Consider the following 19,971-nt stretch of genomic DNA (forward strand, 5'->3'; position numbering starts at 1 on the left):
GTTCACAGGATCCGGTAGAGCAGCCGTTCTATCCGCACACGGCTGACCCGCTTGAGGAACTTGGCCACCGCCGCCGGGTAATCCGGCAAGGCTTCCAGGTCCAGGTAGCGCTCGATCCGATGAGTGTGCCGGTAGATCTGTTCGAGTTCGGCCTGGCGTGGTGCCAGCAGCTCGCCCTTGGGATCGTCCAGTAGCAAGGCGTTTTCCAGGTCCAGGCGAAAGGCCCGGGGGTTGAGGTTGTTGCCGGTCAGCAAGGTATAGCGCTCGTCGACCCACATGCCCTTGAGGTGATAGCTGTTGTCGCCATCGCGCCACAGGTGCAGGTTCAACAGGCCGCTGTCGATGTAGCGCTGGTGCCGCCTGGCGAAGCGCCGCAGGCTGATCTCATACAGGTAGGGCAACGCGGCGATGATCTTGAACGGCTCGCTCGGCGGGATGAAGAAGTCGTTGGCGGTCTTGTCGCCGACGATGATGTCGATCCTGACGCCACGGGCCAGGGCTCGGTTGATCTCGCGGGTCAGCCCCAGGGGCAGGTTGAAGTACGGGGTACAGATCGTCAGTTGGCGACGACTGCTGGCGATCAGCTCGACGATGACCCGGCTCAACGGATTGTTCTTGCCCACCCCCAGCAACGGACTGACCGACAGGCCGTGCCTGTCGAGGCTGCCGGCGCTGGTGTCGTAGGCCGCGTGCTTGAGCCGGCTGCGCAGGTCGCCGATGTCATTGCGCAGGCTGCGGGTGCTGGGCAGGTTCGGCAGGTCCAGGCGGTGCACGGCCTTAGACGCGATCAGGCCGTGCTGCACCAGATGGTGCATCGAGTCGGCCAGGGCGGCGTTGTGCAGCAGGTGATAGCGGTCGTAGCGATACTTGTCGAACTTGTGCAGGTACACATTGTTCAGGCTCGCGCCGCTGTAGAGCACGCAATCGTCGATCACGAACCCCTTGAGGTGCAGCACCCCGAACAGCTCGCGGGTCTGCACCGGCACGCCGTAGATCGGCACTTCACTGGCATGGGTGCGCGTCTGCTCCTGGTACCACGCCGAGTTGCCCGGCTGTTTCTTGGCGCCGATCAGCCCGCGCTGGGCCCGCAGCCAGTCCACCACCACGACCACTTCCAGTTCGGGACGCGCGGCCTTGGCGGCATGCAGGGCATCGAGGATTTCCTGGCCGGCCTCATCCTGTTGCAGGTACAGGGCGACGATGTAGATGCGCCGGGTAGCCTGGGCGATCTTCTCCAGCAGGCAGCGGCGGAATTCGGCCGGGCCATCGAGGATGGCCACGGCATCGGCAGTCAGTGCAAAGCTGCGCAGCTTGGGCAGCAAGGGGCGTTTGAAAAGCGACGGCATAGGGCTCGCAATAAGATCGATTCCAAAGAACGGATGAGCTTACACCATGGACGAGGCCCGGTCTTCCCGTCGTCATGAAAAAAACATTTGACCAAGGAGAACGATCGTTCTACTGTCTATCCCATGAATGAAATCATTAGCAATGACACACGAGACATCATCCTCGATGTCGCCGAAAAGTTGATCTATAAAAGTGGCATCGCGGCCACCGGCATGGATCTGCTGGTGAAAACCGCCGGCGTCTCCAGGAAAAGCGTTTATCGCTACTTCGCCAACAAGGACGACCTGATCGTGGCCGCCCTCAAGCGACGGGACGAACGCTGGATGCACTGGTTCAGCACCGAGGTCGACAAGGCCCCGACCCCGGCCGCACGCCTGTCCAACCTGTTCACCGTGCTCAAGGCCTGGTTCCAGAGCGAGGGCTTTCGCGGCTGTGCGTTCATCAATACCAGCGGCGAAACCGGCGACCCGCAAGACCCGGTCCGCCTGGTGGCGAAGCTGCATAAACAGAAACTGCTCGACTACGTCACCCGACTTTGCACCGAACAAGGCGTCGAGCACCCGGACGCCCTGGCCCGGCAGCTGCTGATCCTGATTGATGGCGCCATTACGGTCGCGCTGGTCATGGGCGATCACAGTGCCGCCGATGATGCCCAGGACATGCTGCACACGTTGTTGTTGGAAAAGAAGCAATAAACCTGCCCCGTTGAACTTTGTGAACTTGATTCATCACCCCACTGGAGATTTGCCATGTCATCTTGCGCTGAAGTTCGTCCACCGTTGCCGCCCTTTACCCGTGAATCGGCCATCGAGAAAGTCCGCCTGGCCGAGGATGGCTGGAATTCCCGTGACCCGCAGCGGGTATCCCTGGCCTATACCCTGGATACCCAATGGCGCAACCGCGCCGAGTTCGCCCATAACCGGGAAGAAGCCAAGGCATTCCTGACGCGCAAATGGGACAAGGAACTGGATTACCGCCTGATCAAGGAACTCTGGGCCTTTACCGACAACCGCATCGCCGTGCGCTACGCCTACGAATGGCACGACGATTCGGGCAACTGGTTCCGCTCCTATGGCAATGAGAACTGGGAATTCGATGAACAGGGCCTGATGAGCAACCGGTATGCCTGCATCAACGACATGCCGATCAAGGAAAGCGAGCGCAAGTTCCACTGGCCGCTGGGACGCCGCCCGGACGATCATCCGGGCCTGTCCGAGCTGGGGCTGTAGTCCTTAAACGCTGCTGCGAGGGACCGTTGCTCGCGGGCAACGGTCCCTGGCGGCCGGCCAGGAAGCCAGCAACGTAGCGGCTGGCGGCACACGCCTCGACGCCGCCCCCACCATCAGTTCGTTGCCGTGGATATACTCGATGGGGGGCGCAATGCAGCCGCCCATGCCGAGATACTGGGGTCGCTGCCGCGCAAGGATTCGCTCGAATCGAGGCAGAAACAGACGAGCGGATCGTACCCGGCGACAGACAAGCGGCCTGATGACGGGGTTGACCCCGATACCATCAGGCATCACATTGCCTGGGCCGCCGGCAGATCCGGCGGCAGTTGCATTGTGTCGCAGAGTTTGTGGAGCCCATGACCGCGTCGATTCCGATCCGTCCCCCCTGCCCGCCCGGCGTTTGCGATTGCGGCCGCGATGCGTTGCTGGAAACGCCCGGCGCAGACTTGCGCATCCTTTGCCTGAACCGCCAGGAAGAAAAGCGCCTGCTCGAACGCCTGGAAAGCATCCAGGACCTGGCCGAGCTGGAACGGTTGCAGCAGCGCCTGTATGAGAATCTCGGGGTACGCCTGACCATAGAGCCGGGCTACAACGAAGTCAGGACCATGCGCGGCATCGTCATCGAATTCCAGCCGCAACCGGGGCTGTGCCGCAAGATTCGCCAGTCGATCCCCGCTGCCATTCGCCGCGCGCTGGAGAAACGTCCGCAAATCGCCTGGCGACTGCTGGACGCCCACGACCTGTTCCGCGACACCTGATTGACGGGGTGCCTGGCGGGCCTGTTTCACGCCGCGACCGAACAGCCCTCCCCCCCCATGCTGACGCCTGGAAATGGCTCCCTCCCTGGAGCTCTACGACGGGTCAGAAATCGACGGTCGCTGACAGCAGGTAGGTGCGCGGCGTCGACAGCGTCAAGCCTGGTTCGCTGTCGTCCGAGGCACCGGCCGAGCTCCAGTAGCGTTTGTCCGCCACGTTCTCGATGTTGGCGCGCAAGGTGATGTTCTTCTCGTCGACCTTGAATGTATAGCGGGCGCCCACGTCGAAACGGAACCAGGAGTCGATTTCCTTGACGTTGGACTGGTCCAGGTATTGCGAGCTGGAATAGATGCCGCGACTGGTCAGGGTCAGGCCCTGCATCGTCGGCACGTCCCACTCGGCTCCTAGGTTGACGTTGTATTTGGGGGTGGCCGGGGCCCGGTTGCCATCGAAAGCGCCGCCCGTGGTATCGGTCAGCTCGCTGTCGATGTACATCACACCTCCGAGCAGGCGGGTGCCCTTGATCGGCTCACCGAAGACACTCAGTTCCACGCCGCTGTTCTCGCGCTTGCCATTGGGTCCGAAGACACGGGTGGTGGCATCGGTGGCATAGGCCGGCTGCTTGATCCGGAACAGCGCCGCCGTCAAGGCGAATGGACCTGCGTCATACTTGGCCCCCACTTCGACCTGGCGACTGATGAACGGCGGGAAAATCTCGTCCTCGTTTATCGAGGTCGACGGTGCGATCTTGCCCTGGCTCAGGCCTTCCATGTAGTTGGCATACAAAGACAGTCTGTCGGTGGCCTTGAACAGGAGGCCACCCGACGGCGAGACCTTCTCTTCATCGTAGGCCGTGTCGCCTTTGACATGGTTGGTCCAGTCATCCACCTCCACCCGCTGCCACCGGGCACCGAGGGTCAACAACAGCCGGTCATCGAAGAAGCCCAGGGTGTCGGACAATGCCACGCCGCTGAAGTGGTTCTCGGTGTAGACCTTGTCGTCCTGTCGCGTAGGCCTGCTGGGGGTCGGGGTCTGTACCGGGTCGTACAGGTTGCTGCGGCCGTTGGCATAGCGGGCGCCGCCATTGGTGAAGTCCATGTAGAAATAACTGGCGGCCAGGTTGACCTCATGGCTCACCGGCCCGGTGTGGAACCAGTTGCGAACCCCGGCCGTGGCCGTCCGGACATTTTCGTCCCGGGTGAAATCCCGTGGCTGAACGGTGAAGTCGCCGGCGTCATTGCTCACCGAGACGTTATGGCGAAGGAAGTCATGGTTGCTTTTACGCGCTCCGACACCGCCATACAGCATCACGGCATCGTTGACATCGAATTCGGCGTTCACCGTACCGAAGGTGTCTTTGGTCCGCGCCTTGGTCCAGGGCTGCGCATAGTTGTCGCGCACGTCGCTGGCATGGGGAACCTGGGCATTGGCGCCCACTTGTACGCGCTCCTGCGGTGCATCCGTATCGCGCTCGGTATGACCAATGTCGGTGGACAGACGCAGGCGTTCGCCGCGGAAGTCCAGGCCCAGCACGGCCATCTCCCGATCCACGCTCTGGTGGTCCCACTCGGTGTCGCCGGACTGCTTGACGCCGTTGAAGCGGATGCCGAACTTGTTGTCTTCGCCGAACCGCCGACCGACGTCCACCGCACCGCCCAGTTGGTTGTTGGAGGCGTAGTTGCCGGTGAACGAGGTGATGGGCTTGTCGCTCGCGCGCTTGGGCACCACGTTGATGCCGCCGCCCACGCTGCCACGTGGCGAGATTCCGTTGATCAGTTGGGTCGGGCCCTTGAGGATATCGACCCGGTCGGCCATTTCCATGTCGATGGTGTATGTCGGCAAGACACCGTAGAGACCGTTGTAGGCCACATCACTGTTGAACAGACTGAAACCACGGATGGTGAATTGCTCATAGCGGCCACCCGCCGGGTTGGTGGAACGAACCGAGGGGTCGCTGGCGATCAGGTCGCCCAGGGTCCGCGCCTGTTGGTTCTTTACCGTCTCGCTGGTGTAGGTGGTCATGCTGAACGGCGTTTCCATGAAATCCCGCGAGCCCAGCAAGCCCTGTGAGCCACGACGCGCCACCTGGCCGCCGGCATACACGTCGCCTCCCGAGGTAGCACCGGCTCCGAGAATCGAGGTGGGCGCCAGTTGCAGGCTGCTGCCTTCCGGCGCGGGCACCAGGACATAGGCCTGTTCACCCACCGGTTGCAATTGCAGGCCGGAGCCCTGCAGCAGACGGGCAAAGCCCTCCTCAACACCGTATTCGCCCGCGAGGCCGGGGCTGTTGCGGCCGCTGACCAGGGACGGATCCACCGACAGGTTGACCCCCGCCAGACCGGCGAACCGGGTCAGTGCGGCGCTGAGGCTGCCGGCCGGCACCTGGTAGCTGCGCCGGGACGCATCCTCGGCCTGGCTGGTGGCGATGAAGAATGGGCTGGCACTCAGGCTCAGCATCAGGCTCAGGTTCAACAGCGGACGCCAGCCGGCAACGGCCGGGCGAAAACGCAAAGGTACTGCTACGGACATTGGAGGGAGCTCTCGTTTTTGTTCACTTGCCTTGAATGACAAGCGAGACAAAAAAAGGGGACAGGCTTCAGGCGATATTTTTACGAGGGACCAGCGTGACCCAGTACCGGGTGCGCATTTGCACATCCAACGGCAGGCTGGCCGCCAGCAGCGCAAGGATCCGATCGGTGTTTTCCAGGCGAAAGCTCCCGGTCACCCGTAGCGACTCCAGGCTCTGGTCCCAACGCAACACGCCCGGACGATAACGGTCCAGCTCTCGCAGAAAATCCCCCAACGGCTGGTTCTGCGCCACCAGCACGCCGTCGCGCCAGCCCAACTGAGCCACATCGAAGGCACTCACAGGCCCTGCGCCGGCGGCCTGTAAACTGACCTGCTGGCCTTTCTCCAACGTCAGCGACAGCCCATGCAGCGGCTGCAGTTGCGCTGAACCGCTGAGCAACGACACCTGGCAACTGCCCTGGCTCAACCGCACGCAGACTTCGCCATCCCTGAGGGTGATCGTCCCATAAGGTGCCTGGACGGTCAGCGGCATATCGCCCGCGACCTTAAGGGCCATCTCGCCTTGGACCAGAAGCACTCGCCGTGCCTTGAGATCCAGGTCCACGGCGCTGTCGGTGTTCAACTGCAATACGCTGCCATCCACCAGCGACCAGCGCCGCTGTTCTCCGGTGGCGGTGTGCAAGTCGGCCCGCAAGGCTTGCAGCGGCAGCTCTCGTCCCAGCATCCAGGCGGCCGGCACCAGTGCAGCGACGCCCAAGGCCCGCTTGAGTACATCGCGCCGAGGCAGGGATGGCCGATCCAGGGTCGCCATGCCCAACTCAGGAGGCACACCGGCGAATCGCTGACGCAATCGCAGGGCCTTCTGCCAGGCCGCCTCATGCTGGGCACAGCTGTCCCGCCAACGCTGCAGGCCGGCGGAATCGAATTTACCGTCACCAACGTCCATCATGGCCAACCAGCGAGCCGCCGCCCGGGCCACTTCCCGGGCTTCGGGGCAAGGAGCCGGGTTCATCAGAAGTCCACCAGCAGGCAATGCTCGTAGGCCTGGGCCATGTAGCGCTTGATGGTGCGCTCGGACACCTGCATGCGCTCGGCGATTTCCCGGTAGCCCAGCCCTTCGAGCTGGCTCCATAAAAAGGCCCGCCGCACCAGGGGCGGCAGGCCATCGAGCAACTCATCCAGGGCGTGCAGGGTTTCGAGCAGCAACCAACGTTGTTCGGGAGACGGCACGCACGCTTCGGGCAAGCTCGCCAATGCGTCGAGATAAGCCTGCTCTAGGTTGCGCCGGGTGTAGAAATTGCTCAGCAGCCGCTTGCCGATCGTCAGCAGATAGGCGCGAGGCTCGTGCAGGTCGGCCAGGGGCTGGGCGCTGGACAGCACTCGCAGGAAGGTATCCTGGCGCAGGTCCGCGGCATCCCAGGCGTTGCCCATGCGCCGCCTCAGCCAGCCTTCCAGCCAGCTGCCGTGATCACGGTACAACGTATGTAGGGACTGCTCCGCCGGCGTAGCTGCATCAAACATGTCAAGAGGCCCTGCGCATGGAATGTCTCAAATGAGACTGATTCTAATTAATATTCATGCGCTAATCCAAGTCCTTTATGCCCCATGAATGCATAAAGCCCTGCTCGCCGGGCGATGACTCGGCCTTGCCGAGAAACGACAACGCCCTTGCAAGCAAGGGCGCGGGTGCGGCAAGACGGGTCAGTGGCTGGCGTGCAGGACTTTCGGCACCTCCGGCATGGCCGAAGAGTGATGGTTGATGATCTTCCACTGCCCATCCAGGCGTTCGTAGAGGAAGGTATAGCGGGCCTGGACATCCCGCTTGCTGCCGTCGGCGCTGGTGAGCGTGAAGGTGTAGACCCCACTGTCCATGGCCGCATCGGGGCCCATATGACGGATCTCCCGGTAATTGATCGTTCCCTCCGGCTTGCCGGTCAGGAAGTGATCGAAGTAGTCCTGGATCTGTGCCGGTGTGGTGCGCACCTTGTTGGACAGCGTCGGCTGCAGGATGGCGTCCGGCGCATAAAGGCTGGTCATTGCCCTGGCACTGCCGGTCTTCAGCGTGGTGTTCCACTGGTCGAAGAGCGCAGCGATTTCGCGATCACCCACGTCTTTCGGCTGTTCGGCCACGGTGCGATACACGTAAGGCGTGGCATCGGCCGCATGGACCAACGGCGAGGTCAGCACAAAAAAGGCGGCAAGGGCGAAGGTTTTCATTTTCATCGTGGGGCTCCTTTGGGTTTCAATGACCCCACTTTGCCGGCCGCCCGCACCGCCGCCATCGGCCAACCGGTGCCGATCGACTATGCCGTTCGGCAGATGGGCCCCGCCACCGACACGCTCTAGGCTGTACATGCAAAGCCAACGATTGACGACCAGGCAAGGCGGTTTTCAACGCAGCCTGATCGTCGCGCAGGTACTTTTCATGCAAGGCTTGATACCGCCTCGCGACCGAATCGGTCCCTTTGATACCGGAGCCCCCATGCAAAGCCCTCCCCATGATCCCGGCAGCGCCCTGGCCATTCGGACCCAGTATCGCCAGTCGCAAAGCCGTGCCGCGCGCCTGGGCCTGCTGCTGGGCACCGGCCATGAACTGACCCGGCTGCCGCTGGCCCAGATGCGCCAGCGCGTGGTGCAACGGGCCTGTGCGTTCATGGCCATGGATCACGGCCTGCTGTTGGAGTGGACGGCGGATGATCCGCTGCGCACCCTCGCCAGCCATGGCAGCGGCGAGCGCCTGGAACGGCTCGCCAGCCTCGCCCATTCGCCTTCGGCCGACCCGCAATGGCTGGAGTGCCCCGGCAGTGTCCTGCCGCAAGTGCTGCGCGTGCCCTTGCGCACCTCCGACGGCGCGGTATCCCGAGTCTTGCTGCTGGGCAACAGCGTGACCATCACGGCGCCGGACAACGAAGACATCGACTCGCTGCAACTGCTGGCGACACTGTTGGCCGCGCATCTGGAGAACCATCGGCTGCTCGAAGCGCTCCAGGCCCGGGAGCGCACCATGTCGGAGCTGGTCCATCGCCTGTTCAGTGCCCAGGAGGACGAGCGCAAGCGCGTGGCCTACGACCTGCACGACGGCCTGGCGCAGAATCTGGCCGGCCTGCATCAACGCTTGCAGGGCTTCGCCGGGCGCTGCCCCTCCCTGCCTCCGGAGCTGGCGAACGAGTTGCAGACCATCCTGGCCCTGGCCAAGGGCTGCGTCGGTGAAGGCCGGCAATTGATCGGCGGCCTGCGCCCCCATGTGCTGGATGACTTTGGCCTGTACAAGGCTGTCGACAAGGAAGCCGATCGCCTGCGCGAGGCGGGACTGGCGGTGAGCTGGGACGATCACAGCGCCGCCCGCCTGCCCGGCGCGGTAGAGATCGCCCTGTTCCGCATCGCGCAGGAGGGCATCAACAATATCCTCAAGCACGCCCAGGCCAGCCATGCGCGCCTGGGCCTGTCGGTGAGCGACGGCCAGGCCTGCCTGCGGGTCGAGGACGACGGCCGTGGCTTCGCCCTGCGGCAACCTGTCGAAACCAATGGCCGCTGCCACCTGGGGCTTGCCGCGATGCAAGAGCGCGCCAGCCTTCTGGGAGGGCAATTGAGCTGTTCGAGCGCCCCCCTGGGCGGGACCCGGCTGCTGATCCGCGTACCACTGCCCGCCCATGGAGAGCAGCCATGACCGCGCCCATACGCCTGTTGCTGGCCGACGATCATGAAGTCACCCGCACCGGGTTCATCGCCATGCTGGCCGCAAGCGAAGGTTTCGAGGTGGTCGGCCAGGCCCGAGATGGCCAGGAAGCCCTGGACCTGTGCGAGCGGCTGCACCCGGACATCGCCATCCTCGACATCCGCATGCCGGTGCTCAACGGCCTGGGCGCGGCGCGCCTCCTGCGACAACGCCAGCCCTTCATCAAAGTCATGATCTTCACCATGGACGACAGCCCCGACCACCTGGAAGCAGCCATCGATGCCGGTGCCGTTGGCTACCTGCTCAAGGACGCCAGCCGCGAGGAAGTGCTGGATGCCCTCCGGCGGGTGGCCCGGGGCGAAGAGACCTTGAACAGCGCCGTCAGCGCCCGCTTGCTGCGGCGCATGGCCGAGCGCGGAGGCAGCGCCGCCGCTCAATTGCAGGCCCTCACGACCCGGGAACGCCAGGTGCTGGGCCTGGTGGCGGGCGGTTTCAGCAACCGGGAAATCGGCGAAAAGCTCGGCATCGCCCCCGGCACCGCCAAGGCCCATGTGGAGCGGGTCATCGGCAAGCTGGGCGCCGCCGACCGGACCCAGGCCGCGGTGCGCGGCATCGCCCTGGGCCTGGTGGCGCAACCCGCCGGGCAATGGCCATGAAGCTGCGGATCACGCGTCGCTGGGACGACCTGCCCCTGCGAGGCAAGGCCCTGGTGGTGATTTCCCTGCCGCTGGTGGTGCTGTTGCTGTCGCTGGTGCTGATCTACTTCACCGAACGCCAGACTGCCCGCGCCGAGGAGGACGTTCGCCGGGTGTTGCGGGTCCAGGGTGATATCCAGGCGGTCCATACCCTGCTGGCCGAAGCAGCGGCCAGCGTGAGGGGCTACCTGTTGACCCGCCGCGAGGACTTCCTGCCCGGCTACGAAAAGGCCACGTCGCTGATCCAGGCCGCCCTGCAACGCCTGGACCACAACATCCGCGACGCCAGCGTGCGCGATCATCTGCAGACCATCACGCCGCTGATCGAGGAGAAACTCGACGGATTGGCGGCGCTGCGCAACGGCAGGGCCGATGACACCGAGGCCATCACGGCGATCCTGATCGAAAACAAGCAGGTGCTGGACGTGCTGCGCGAACAGATCAACGCCATGCGCATCCGTGAGGACGCCCTGCTCGACGAACGCAGCGCCGCCGCCTCGGCCACCCGCATGCGCCTGCTGTTCGCCACGTTGCTGGCGGCGGTGTGCGGTCTGTTCGGTGCGATAGTCGCGGTGCTGTTCCTGTCCAAGGGCATCGTTGCCCGGGTGCAGCAGGTGCAAGGCAACGCCCAGCGCCTGGCCCTGGGCCAACCCTTGCTGCCGCAACCACCGGAACAGGACGAGATCGGGCAGTTGGGCACCCGCCTGGTGGAGGCCGGGCAACTGCTGGCCGAGCGCGAGCGGGCGCTGCGGGACAACGAGGAACGGCTGCGGCTGATCATCGACGGCGTGAAGGACTACGGGATCTTCGCGCTGGATGCCCAGGGCCACGTGATCACCTGGAATGCCGGCGCCGAGCGGATCAAGGGCTATACCGAACAGGAAATCCTCGGTCGGCATTTTTCCCTGTTCTACCTGGCCGAGGAATGCCCGGCACATCCGGACATGGCCCTGCGCGAAGCCACCCGCGACGGCCATTACATGGAAGAAGGCTGGCGCTGTCGCAAGGATGGCAGTCGCTTCTGGGCCAGCGTGGTCATCACGGCCCAATACGACGCCACCGGCGCCCTGCGCGGTTTCTCCAAGATCACCCGGGACATCACCGACCGGCGTGCCGCCGAGATCGCCCTGGGCACTGCCCGCGAAGAAGCGGAAAGCGCCAGCCGGGCCAAGAGCGAGTTTCTGTCGCGCATGAGCCATGAGTTGCGCACGCCCCTCAATGCCATCCTCGGCTTCGCGCAGTTGCTGGACATGGACTCCACGGCCGGGCAGCGCCCCCAGGTCAGCCATATCCTGCGCGCCGGCCAGCACCTGCTGGCGCTGATCAACGAGGTGCTGGACATCGCCCGCATCGAGGCCGGCCGCCTGCCGCTGAATATCGAGCCCATCGCTCTGTCGGCGGTCCTGCACGAGGCCCTGACGCTGGTTTCGCCCATGGCCGCCGACGCCGGCATTCGTCTCGTCGAACTGCCGCCGCTTCCGGAGGGCACTGGTGTGCGGGCCGACCGTCAGCGCCTGGTCCAGGTGCTGCTCAACCTGCTGTCCAACGCCATCAAGTACAACCGTCCCGGCGGCGAGGTGCGCATCGAAGTGACCGCCCAGGCCCATCAGGTCAGCATCGCCGTCAGCGATACCGGGCACGGCATTGCCCTCGATCAACTGGCGCAGTTGTTCAAGCCGTTCGAACGCCTGGACGCCGATCCCCAGGTCGAGGGCACCGGCCTCGGACTGTCCCTGAGCAAGAGCCTGCTGGAAATGATGCAGGGCAGCCTCCAGGTGCACAGCGTGCCGCAACAGGGTTGCTGCTTTACCCTGCTGTTGCCGGCCGCCCAGGTGAGCGACAGCCATTCGGCGCCCATCGCGCCCCTGGCGGTGGCCCGCCCACCCGTCCAGTACCACGGCAAGGTCCTGTGCATCGAAGACAACCTTTCGAGCCTCGCGCTGATCGAGACCCTGATGCAACGCCGTCCGGGCATCCAGCTGCTGTCGAGCATGCAGGGCCAGATAGGCCTGGACCTGGCGCGCCAGCACGCGCCGCAACTGATCCTGCTGGACGTGACCCTGCCGGACCTGGAGGGCCTGGAAGTCTTGCGTCGCTTGCGCCAGTCCCCCGCCACTGCCGCGACGCCGGTGCTGATGATCACCGCCGACGCCAGCGACCTGACCCACCGAGCCCTGCAGGATGCCGGCGCCACGGCGATCCTGACCAAACCCATTCACATCCAGGCCTTCCTGGCCCATCTTGAGCACTATCTGCCGGAGCCCGCATGAACCGCGACCTGCGCATCCTGATCGTCGACGATCAGCGCCCCAACCTGGACCTGATGGAGCAATTGCTGGCCCGCGAAGGCCTGCATAATGTGCTGAGCAGCACAGAACCGCTGCGCACCCTCGACCTGTTCAACAGCTTCGAGCCGGACCTGGTGATCCTTGACCTGCACATGCCCGCCTTCGACGGCTTCGCCGTACTGGAACAGCTCAACCGCCGCATACCGGCCAACGACTACCTGCCGATCCTGGTCCTGACCGCCGACGCGACCCGGGACACCCGTCTGCGGGCGCTGGCCCTGGGCGCGCGGGACTTCATCAGCAAGCCCCTGGATGCGCTGGAAACCATGCTACGCATCTGGAACCTGCTGGAGACCCGCGCGCTGTACAAGGCGTTGCGCACCTTGATCCCATCCCAGCAGATCGAACTGCTGCGCCAGCATCGGCCCGCCGACCCGGCCTAGGCGCTGTACCGCGAACCTTGCGTGGACGGTTGTCCGCAGCTCATTTGATCCGATAGTGGAAGGTATTGCGCACCGCCGGCACGGTCACCGCCTTGCCATCGATGATCCGGGGCTGATAACGAAAGCCCTGGGCCGCGGCCAGGGACGGACGGATGAACAGTGGATGGCAACCGTCGAGTACCTTGGGATTATCGATGCGCCCATCCGGCGTCACGCTGTATTCCACGGTGCAGTCGCCTTCCAGGCCTTTGTCCAGGGCACGCTGCGGATAATCCGGGGCCTGCTTGCTCAACGGCTGGTAGCTGCGGCTGTCGGCGGCAGCCAGGCGGGCCTGCTCGGCCTGGTGTTGCCGGGCCAGTTCATCGGCCTGCCTGGCCTGGCGTTGTTGTTCGGCGGCCTGCTGGGCTTCCTGCAAGTGCCGCTCATGCTCCGCACGCCGCTCGTTCTCTACGCGCTCGCGTTGCTGTCGGGCCTGTTGCTCGCGTTTGTGCTCCTCTACCCGTTTGCGCGCCAAGGCTGCCTGTTCCAGTTTTCGCGCCTGGAGGCTCGGGTCCGGGATGGGCTTGGCCGTTTCGGGCCGGGGCATCTCGGCCGGCGCCGGGACGGACTCCACCGGTTGCGCTGCCACAGGTTCCAGCGGGGCCGGGGCGGCCGCCTCGGGCGCGGGGGCCAGCATCACCCATTGCGTGCGTAGCACCCGGGCTGCCTCCGCGGCAGGCTTTTCCACGCTCCAACCCAGTACCAGCAAGGCCGCCACGGCAGCGTGCAGGGCCACGGCGAGCCCGGCCGCCAGGCTGTTTTGCCAGAAACGGTGGCTGGCCGCTACCGGCAGGTTCATGGAAGAACTGTGCATGATCATCGCCGTCATTGCGGCGCCTCGGTCACCAGTCCCAGGTTGCTCACGCCGCCCTGCTGCAAGGCGGCCATGGCGGCGACGACCCGGCCGTAATCGGCATGATCGTCGGCCCGGATATACACCTGGGTGTCGCTGCGCTCGGCAACCACCTGGGCCACCTTGGCCCGCATCTGCTCAAGGTCCACGGCGCTGTCGGTCTGGTGTCGGGTGTCCAGTTCGTCGCCCAGGTTCCAGTAGTAGCCGCCTTCGGCCTTGACCGACAGGGTCAGGATCCGCTGGCGACTGTCGTTGGCCAGTGCCTCGCTCGCGACCTTGGGCAGTTCTATCTTCACACCCTGGGTCAGCATGGGCGCGGTGACCATGAAAATCACCAGCAGCACCAACATCACGTCGATGTAAGGCACCACGTTCATTTCGGCCTTGGGCCCGTGCTTGCGTTGTGGCTTGACTAGCATCTGCCCTCTCCTTTCAAGCGACCGAAGCCAGGTTCACCGGGGCGCCGTGCAGCTTGCGATGCAGACGGGCCTGCAACTCGTTGCCGAAGGCGTAGTAGCAGGTCAGCAGGGTCTGGCCACGGGCGGCGAACCGGTTGTACGCGATCACCGCCGGGATTGCGGCGAACAGGCCGATGGCCGTGGCGATCAGCGCTTCGGCGATGCCCGGCGCTACCGTGGAGAGGCTGGCCTGCTGTACCTGGGACAGGCCGAGGAATGCGTTCATGATCCCCCAGACGGTGCCGAACAGACCGATGTAGGGGCTGACCGAACCGACGGTGGCGAGCAATTGCAGGCCCTTTTCCAGTTGCACTTCCTGCTCGCTGATCGCCACTTGCAGCGAACGCTCCACCCCTTCGAGCACCACCTCGGGTTGGCAGGAAGGCTGGTGGAACTGAGTGAAGGCCAGCAGGCCTGCCTGGAAAATCGGCGTGATGCCGCCGTCCACGTCCCTGGCCTGGGCACTTTCGCGGTACAGGGGCAACAGGTCCTGGCTGCTGCGAAAACGCTGCATGAAACCCTTGAGCTGTCGCTCGTTGCGTTGCAGCACCGTGCTGCGCTGGATGATCAGGTACCAGCTCGACAGCGACGCCAGCAACAGCGTGAGCATGACCGCCTTGACCAGCAGACTCGCGTCGCCGATAAGGCCCCAGATCGTCATGTGTTCCAAAGTGGCTTGCATGGGTAGAACTCCTGTCTGGCTGCTATTCGATGAAATGTTCGTGACCGGTTGATGACAGCGTCGCTCAAGGCAGGCGCAGCGCCCTGGCGATATCGGCCCAGGGCACGAACTTGAAGTTCTGGGCCTGTTCGGGCATGCGCTTGCGTCCGTCCTGGACCACCAGCATCCCCTGGCTCCAGGGCCCGCCGAGGTTGACCGAAGTGACTTCCAGGCCGTCGGTTTCCGAGGCGCCGTCGATACCCGCCGCCGCATTCAAGCCGACCCGGAAAGCACCGCGTACGGCGAAAGGCGGCGCGGCATCGAGCACCAGGTAGCTGTCGTTGCCCTGGCTGGACACCACCAGGTAATCGCCGCCGTCGCCTCGGTACAGGGCCATGCCTTCGACGTCGGCGTGCAGTTGCGGGCCGACTTCGATCACGCGGGTCAAGGTGGCCGGCTGGTCGGCCCGGGCATCCACGGCCCAGACGCCGACGTCTTCCTCCCCCAGGAACAACCGCTGATGGCGCTCATCGGCCACGCAGCCTTCAGGCTGGCTATCGACGCTGAACTGGCGCACCAACTCGCCCTTGACCAGCCCATCCGGGGCGCTGAGGCGATATTGCAGGTAGCGGCCGTCCTTGCCGTTGACGAAGGCATACAACTCGCCCTCGGCGGGCTGGAACAGGCAGATGCCGTAGATGTCCTCCAGCGGCGTGGGGACCTCGCCCGCTTCGCGCAGCTCGCCACTGGCGCGGTCGATGCTGAACAGGCTCAGGCTGTTGCGGTCGCGGTTACTGGCCACCGCCAGGTCGACGGTTTGCATGCCGAGTTTGAAATTGGCCCGCAAGTCGACGTTGTTCAGACGCCCCACCGACAGCTCCTGCAGCAATTTGCCTTGCAGGTCGTAGGCGAGCAGCCCTTGCTTCTTGTTGGTGCCCAGCACCCGGCTCGCCCCGGGCGTCGTCGGGTGCACCCAGATCGCCGGGTCATCCGCGGCGTCGCCCTGGCGAGCCACCGGTTCGCTCTGGGCGACGGCAGCCACGCTGGGCAACACCGGCGCCAGCGCTACCGGCGCCGGTTGCCAGCGGATTTCGCCCTGGTACAGCTGGCCGTTGTCGTCGTCCCGCAGTAGCACTTCGAGCGCGTCTTTTGTCAACCGTGCCGCCAGGCCTTCCGGCTCTTTCAGGCCTGCCAGGGCCAGGATGCCCTGGGACGTCCATCCCGCGTCCGTTTGCTGGTACAGATGCAATTGCGCGGCGTCGGGATCGAGGCCCAGCATGCCCCCCGGCATCACCGCCATGGCACCTGCCGTCTGCCGGATATCCCCGAACGGCGTGCGCATCGCCACGGGCATCCGCACGGTCTCGGCTTCAGCGGACGCCGGATAGGCCCACCAGCCGACCCGCTCTTCGTTGACGAACAACTGGCCGGCGGCGTCCTGCACCTGGCAGGTCTTGGCGTCCGGTGGCAATGGCAGACCGCGCACGCGCTGGGGCTTCGCACTCAATTGCCCGTCGGCGCCTACCAGCCATTGTTCGCCCTTGCCCTCTTCGCCCACCAGGAACACGAACAGGTTGCTCGCCTCATCGCGGTACAGGCACAGGCCGTTGACCGGAAAGTCCCGGGTGGGCAGGTACACCGGCGCCCCCCATCGGCGGCCCTTGGGGTCGAGGTTGACCAGTACCGCCTGCTGGCGCGTGCTGTCGAGGCTGGCGACCAGCACGTCGGTGCCGAGGGTGCGGCTGTCGAGGCCTTCGAAACGACCCTTCAGGCGCGCCAGTTCGCGACCTCGGGCATCGAGCAGCAGCAGCCCGTCGCGCCCGGCGGCCAGGCGTTCGCGGGTCTGCTCGCCGGGCAGGAACGTCAGCGCATCCAGGGAAAGTGCCTGGGTCGGCGCCCAGGGTTGCAGCGTCAGGCCGGGGCTGGCTGGAGCCGCCAGGGCCGGGCCGGTGGCCAGGCCGATCAACATTGCCAGCCAATAGTGCTTGGAAAAACCGATATTCATATCCAACGCAAAATCCTTGTCATCGAGCCGGGCTCAAAGTGGTTTTTATTTACCTTGTGGCGAGAGGGTTTCGCTGAGTCCCCTCGCCACAGAAAGATCAGCCCCGTCATTCAGAAATGCGTGAAGGTCAGCCCCAGCTTGTAGGTCGGGCCGTACTCCTCGTACTGGCCGTTGTAGGAGCGATGCCCGGTGTAGACGAAATACGGCTCGTCGGTGAGGTTCTGGGCCTCCAGGCTGACCTGCAGGTTCTTGGTCAGCGAATAGCGGGCGCTGAAGTCGACGAAGGTCTGGGCATCGACGTGCAGGTCGTGATCGCGGTCGCCGATGGACGCCAGTTCGAACAGATACGCCGACTTGTAGTTGGCCGACAGGCGCAGGCTCAGCTTGTCGTCTTCCCAGCCCAGCATCAGGTTGCCAACCGTGTCGGACTGGTTCGGCAGATCGATGCTGCGCTTGCGCTGGGTACCGCTGGCCTGGTCGAAGCCTTCGATTTCGGCATCCGAACGACTGAAGGTGGCATTGGCACCCAGCAGCAGGCCGTTCCAGGGCGCCGGCAGCCAGTCGAATTTTTGTGAGTAGGCCAGTTCCAGGCCATACAACTTGGCGCTGTCGCCGTTGGCATAGCTGTGGGCTTCGGCAAAATCCGTCCAGGCGCCGGTGCCGGCCAGGTCGGTGTTGTAGACGAAGTGCTTGATGTCCTTGTAGAACACGAAGGCCGAGACGGTGCCGGCATGGCCCATGAAATGCTCGATGCCCAGGTCCAGGTTGCTCGACTCCAGCGGCTTGAGGTCCGGGTTGCCGAAGGTTGCCTCGTCATCGTCGATGACGAAGCCCGGCGCCAGTTGCCCAAAGGTCGGACGCACCACGGATTTGGTCCAGGCCGCACGGACCTGGGTGTTCTTGTCCAGCTGGTAGCGCGCGTGCAGTCCTGGCAGCCAGTGGTGGTACTTGCGACGGGTCTGGGTGTCGGTGAATACGCCGTCGGTGGCGCCGGTGCCCTTGGCTTCGAATTCGGTGCCTTCGTAGCGCATGCCGGCGATGAAGCGCCAGTCGTCGATGTCGACGGTGTTCATCAGGTACGCGGCATTGATGTCTTCGCTCATCTTGAAGTCGTTGACCCGGGACTCCTGCTCGTCGAAAAACGCATCGCGATCCAGGCCGCCCAGCAATTGCTTGATGGCACCGGGGCTGATGCCCGGTCCGTAATGCCCGAGGCGGTAGTCCACATTGCCTTTCTGGAATTGCCCGAGGTTGAGCTGTTCGTCGGTGAAGCCCAGGTCATCGAAGTCTTCATAGACCCAGGCGTCCAGGTCGTTGTCCTTGTCGCGCCGGCTCACCTTGCCGCCGAACTTGACCTGGGAGGCATAGCCGCTCAAGTCATAGTCCCGGGCCAGGTCCAGGCGCAGGTTTTTCTCGGTGTCGGTGGTTTTCTGTTCCTCCCAGTCCACCTTGTCGAGGCTGAAGTTGGTCGGGTCGTAGAACCCCGGGCCGATGATCGGTCGCGGCTTGTCACTGTCGTAGAAACCACCGTCGAAACCGTCGATACCCTTGAAGGTGGCGCCGGCGATATGGCCCGGGCTGTCCTCGCTGGAGCGGCTGTAGCCGCCCTGGCCGCTGAGGGTCCAGAGGCCGAACATGCGCTCGCCACCCAGCACGTAGGACTGGATTTCCTGGGTTTCCTCCCGCTGCTTGAGTTTGCGCTCGCCTTCGGCAGCCCCCACCTCGCCCGGCGCTTGCGGGTCGTCGAAGGCAATGCTGGCGGCATTGCGCACTTCGCTGTCCTTGTAGCGGCTGTACAGGGTGCGCAGGTAATAGCTGCTGAAGTCGTCGGGCTTGTAGTCGAAGTTCAAACCGCCCCCGGCCCGTTCACGGCGGATGTCGTAGTCGCGCTGTTCGAACTCTTCGAGCCGCGAGCCTTGCTCGAAATCCCAGGCGCCCCCGGTTTCGACGTTGTCCGAACCGAAGTCGCGCTTCTGCCAGCTCAGCGCGGCGGCCACACCGAAGTTGTCGATGCCATCGCCCAGGCTGAAGCGGTCGCTGGCGGCACCAGAGAATTTCGGGCTGGTCTGGCCGGTGTTCTTGTCGTAGCTGGCTTCGCTGCTCCCGGTGTAGAACAGGCCCTTGTGGTCGAAGGCCGAGAGGCTTTTCACATCCACCGTGCCGCCGAGGGAGTTGGCGTCCATGTCTGGCGTCAGGGTCTTGATCACCGACAGCGACTGCACCAGCTCCGATGGCAATACGTCCAGCGCCACGGCCCGTCGTTCGCTTTCCGGGGCCGGCACCAGCGTGCCGTTGATGGTCACACTGTTGAGGTCCGGCCCCAGGCCCCGCACGCTGACAAACCGTCCCTCGCCCTGGTCGCGCTCCACGGCGACACCGGGCAGGCGCTGCACCGCCTCGGCGACGTTCTCGTCCGGCAACTGCGCCACGCCGTCGGCATGCACCACGCTCTTGATGCTGTCGGCGCTGCGCTGTTCCTTGAGGGCCTGATCGATACTGGCCGCCTGCCCCACCACTTCAACGTGTTCCGTGGCGCCGGCGGACTGCTCTGCGGCGTTCAGTCGTTCACTGGCGATGGCCATCGCCAACGCGGTGAACGTGAAGCCCACGAGCCCGGCAGTGCTTGTGCGGTGATGCATGATGGTCCTCCCCGGAATCCGAATCCGCCAGGCAATGGCCCGGCAACTGGGAGGGCACGCTAGGGCCGGGCAATGACGGTTCTGTGACAGCGGGGCCGAGCCAGAGGACGATATCGGCGATTCAGACGGGTTGGTCGGCCGAAGTGAGCTGAAATGACCTCTTCCCTGCGGCCCGATGAAGCTGAAGACGCTGACCTCGTGGCGAGGGGATCGATCCCCGTTGGGCTGCACAGCAGCCCTGTAGCGCTGATTGCATGGTGCGACAGGTATGCCGGCCGGGAGCGCATCGCCTCCCAACGGGGATCAATCCCCGCGCCACAATGGGAGAGATGCGGCCTCCCTGCAGCAAAAAA

The 19,971-nt window shown here is 64.5% G+C and carries 17 protein-coding genes; 7 read left to right on the top strand and 10 right to left on the bottom strand.

Going from position 1 to position 19,971, the window contains the following annotated elements:
- Positions 1-2 precede the first annotated feature (2 nt).
- Entirely contained in the window at positions 3-1,346 is a 1,344-nt protein-coding gene (gene pssA, locus BW992_RS20915) for a CDP-diacylglycerol--serine O-phosphatidyltransferase (RefSeq protein WP_072458776.1), read from the bottom strand.
- 123 nt (positions 1,347-1,469) lie between these two features.
- On the opposite strand from pssA, the gene BW992_RS20920 reads away from it, so the two are divergent.
- From BW992_RS20920 to BW992_RS20930, 3 genes are all read left to right on the top strand, one after another.
- Positions 1,470-2,042 (top strand): TetR/AcrR family transcriptional regulator, encoded by a 573-nt coding sequence (locus tag BW992_RS20920; RefSeq protein ID WP_072430997.1) that lies wholly within the window; start codon positions 1,470-1,472, stop codon positions 2,040-2,042.
- Positions 2,043-2,096: 54 nt separating this feature from the next.
- Positions 2,097-2,576 (top strand): nuclear transport factor 2 family protein, encoded by a 480-nt coding sequence (locus BW992_RS20925; protein ID WP_072430998.1) that lies wholly within the window; start codon positions 2,097-2,099, stop codon positions 2,574-2,576.
- Between the two features lie 356 nt (positions 2,577-2,932).
- On the top strand, positions 2,933-3,334 hold the full coding sequence (locus BW992_RS20930; protein ID WP_072391612.1) for a hypothetical protein: 402 nt from the start codon (positions 2,933-2,935) through the stop codon (positions 3,332-3,334).
- Between the two features lie 103 nt (positions 3,335-3,437).
- On the opposite strand, the gene BW992_RS20935 is transcribed toward BW992_RS20930, so the two are convergent.
- From BW992_RS20935 to BW992_RS20950, 4 genes are all read right to left on the bottom strand, one after another.
- Positions 3,438-5,861: a TonB-dependent receptor gene (locus tag BW992_RS20935; protein ID WP_072391609.1), complete on the bottom strand. Its 2,424-nt coding sequence runs from the start codon at positions 5,859-5,861 to the stop codon at positions 3,438-3,440.
- Positions 5,862-5,928: 67 nt separating this feature from the next.
- On the bottom strand, positions 5,929-6,873 hold the full coding sequence (locus BW992_RS20940; protein WP_072458778.1) for a FecR family protein: 945 nt from the start codon (positions 6,871-6,873) through the stop codon (positions 5,929-5,931).
- The gene (locus BW992_RS20945; RefSeq protein ID WP_072391603.1) at positions 6,873-7,382 is read right to left on the bottom strand and encodes a sigma-70 family RNA polymerase sigma factor; all 510 of its coding nucleotides are present in this window, start codon (positions 7,380-7,382) and stop codon (positions 6,873-6,875) included. Before BW992_RS20945 ends, BW992_RS20940 begins: the two co-directional genes overlap by 1 nt.
- A gap of 180 nt (positions 7,383-7,562) precedes the next feature.
- On the bottom strand, positions 7,563-8,084 hold the full coding sequence (locus tag BW992_RS20950) for an SgcJ/EcaC family oxidoreductase (RefSeq protein WP_076407040.1): 522 nt from the start codon (positions 8,082-8,084) through the stop codon (positions 7,563-7,565).
- A gap of 259 nt (positions 8,085-8,343) precedes the next feature.
- On the opposite strand from BW992_RS20950, the gene BW992_RS20955 reads away from it, so the two are divergent.
- The 4 genes from BW992_RS20955 to BW992_RS20970 are packed head-to-tail and all read left to right on the top strand — an operon-like array spanning position 8,344 to position 12,963.
- Positions 8,344-9,528 carry a sensor histidine kinase gene (locus BW992_RS20955; protein WP_072458779.1) on the top strand — a complete coding sequence of 395 codons (1,185 nt, stop codon included), beginning with the start codon at positions 8,344-8,346 and terminating at the stop codon, positions 9,526-9,528.
- Entirely contained in the window at positions 9,525-10,193 is a 669-nt protein-coding gene (locus BW992_RS20960) for a response regulator (RefSeq protein WP_072391597.1), read from the top strand. Before BW992_RS20955 ends, BW992_RS20960 begins: the two co-directional genes overlap by 4 nt.
- On the top strand, positions 10,190-12,502 hold the full coding sequence (locus BW992_RS20965; RefSeq protein WP_076407041.1) for an ATP-binding protein: 2,313 nt from the start codon (positions 10,190-10,192) through the stop codon (positions 12,500-12,502). Before BW992_RS20960 ends, BW992_RS20965 begins: the two co-directional genes overlap by 4 nt.
- Complete coding sequence (locus BW992_RS20970; RefSeq protein ID WP_072391594.1) at positions 12,499-12,963, top strand: response regulator; 465 nt, start codon at positions 12,499-12,501, stop codon at positions 12,961-12,963. The genes BW992_RS20965 and BW992_RS20970 overlap by 4 nt, the downstream gene beginning before the upstream one ends.
- 40 nt (positions 12,964-13,003) lie before the next feature.
- Here the strand turns inward: BW992_RS20970 and BW992_RS20975 are convergent, their stop codons facing one another.
- From BW992_RS20975 to BW992_RS20995, 5 genes are all read right to left on the bottom strand, one after another.
- On the bottom strand, positions 13,004-13,831 hold the full coding sequence (locus tag BW992_RS20975) for an energy transducer TonB (RefSeq protein WP_072431006.1): 828 nt from the start codon (positions 13,829-13,831) through the stop codon (positions 13,004-13,006).
- Positions 13,828-14,274, bottom strand: coding sequence for a protein TolR (gene tolR, locus BW992_RS20980; protein ID WP_072391587.1), 447 nt, complete (start codon positions 14,272-14,274; stop codon positions 13,828-13,830). The genes BW992_RS20975 and tolR overlap by 4 nt, the downstream gene beginning before the upstream one ends.
- A 13-nt stretch (positions 14,275-14,287) precedes the next feature.
- On the bottom strand, positions 14,288-14,995 hold the full coding sequence (gene tolQ, locus BW992_RS20985) for a protein TolQ (protein WP_072391584.1): 708 nt from the start codon (positions 14,993-14,995) through the stop codon (positions 14,288-14,290).
- Between the two features lie 64 nt (positions 14,996-15,059).
- The gene (locus BW992_RS20990) at positions 15,060-16,979 is read right to left on the bottom strand and encodes a phytase (protein ID WP_072458781.1); all 1,920 of its coding nucleotides are present in this window, start codon (positions 16,977-16,979) and stop codon (positions 15,060-15,062) included.
- 110 nt (positions 16,980-17,089) lie between these two features.
- Entirely contained in the window at positions 17,090-19,618 is a 2,529-nt protein-coding gene (locus BW992_RS20995; protein WP_072458782.1) for a TonB-dependent receptor, read from the bottom strand.
- Positions 19,619-19,971 lie beyond the last annotated feature (353 nt).

Source organism: Pseudomonas sp. 7SR1 (assembly GCF_900156465.1).
GTDB lineage: Bacteria > Pseudomonadota > Gammaproteobacteria > Pseudomonadales > Pseudomonadaceae > Aquipseudomonas.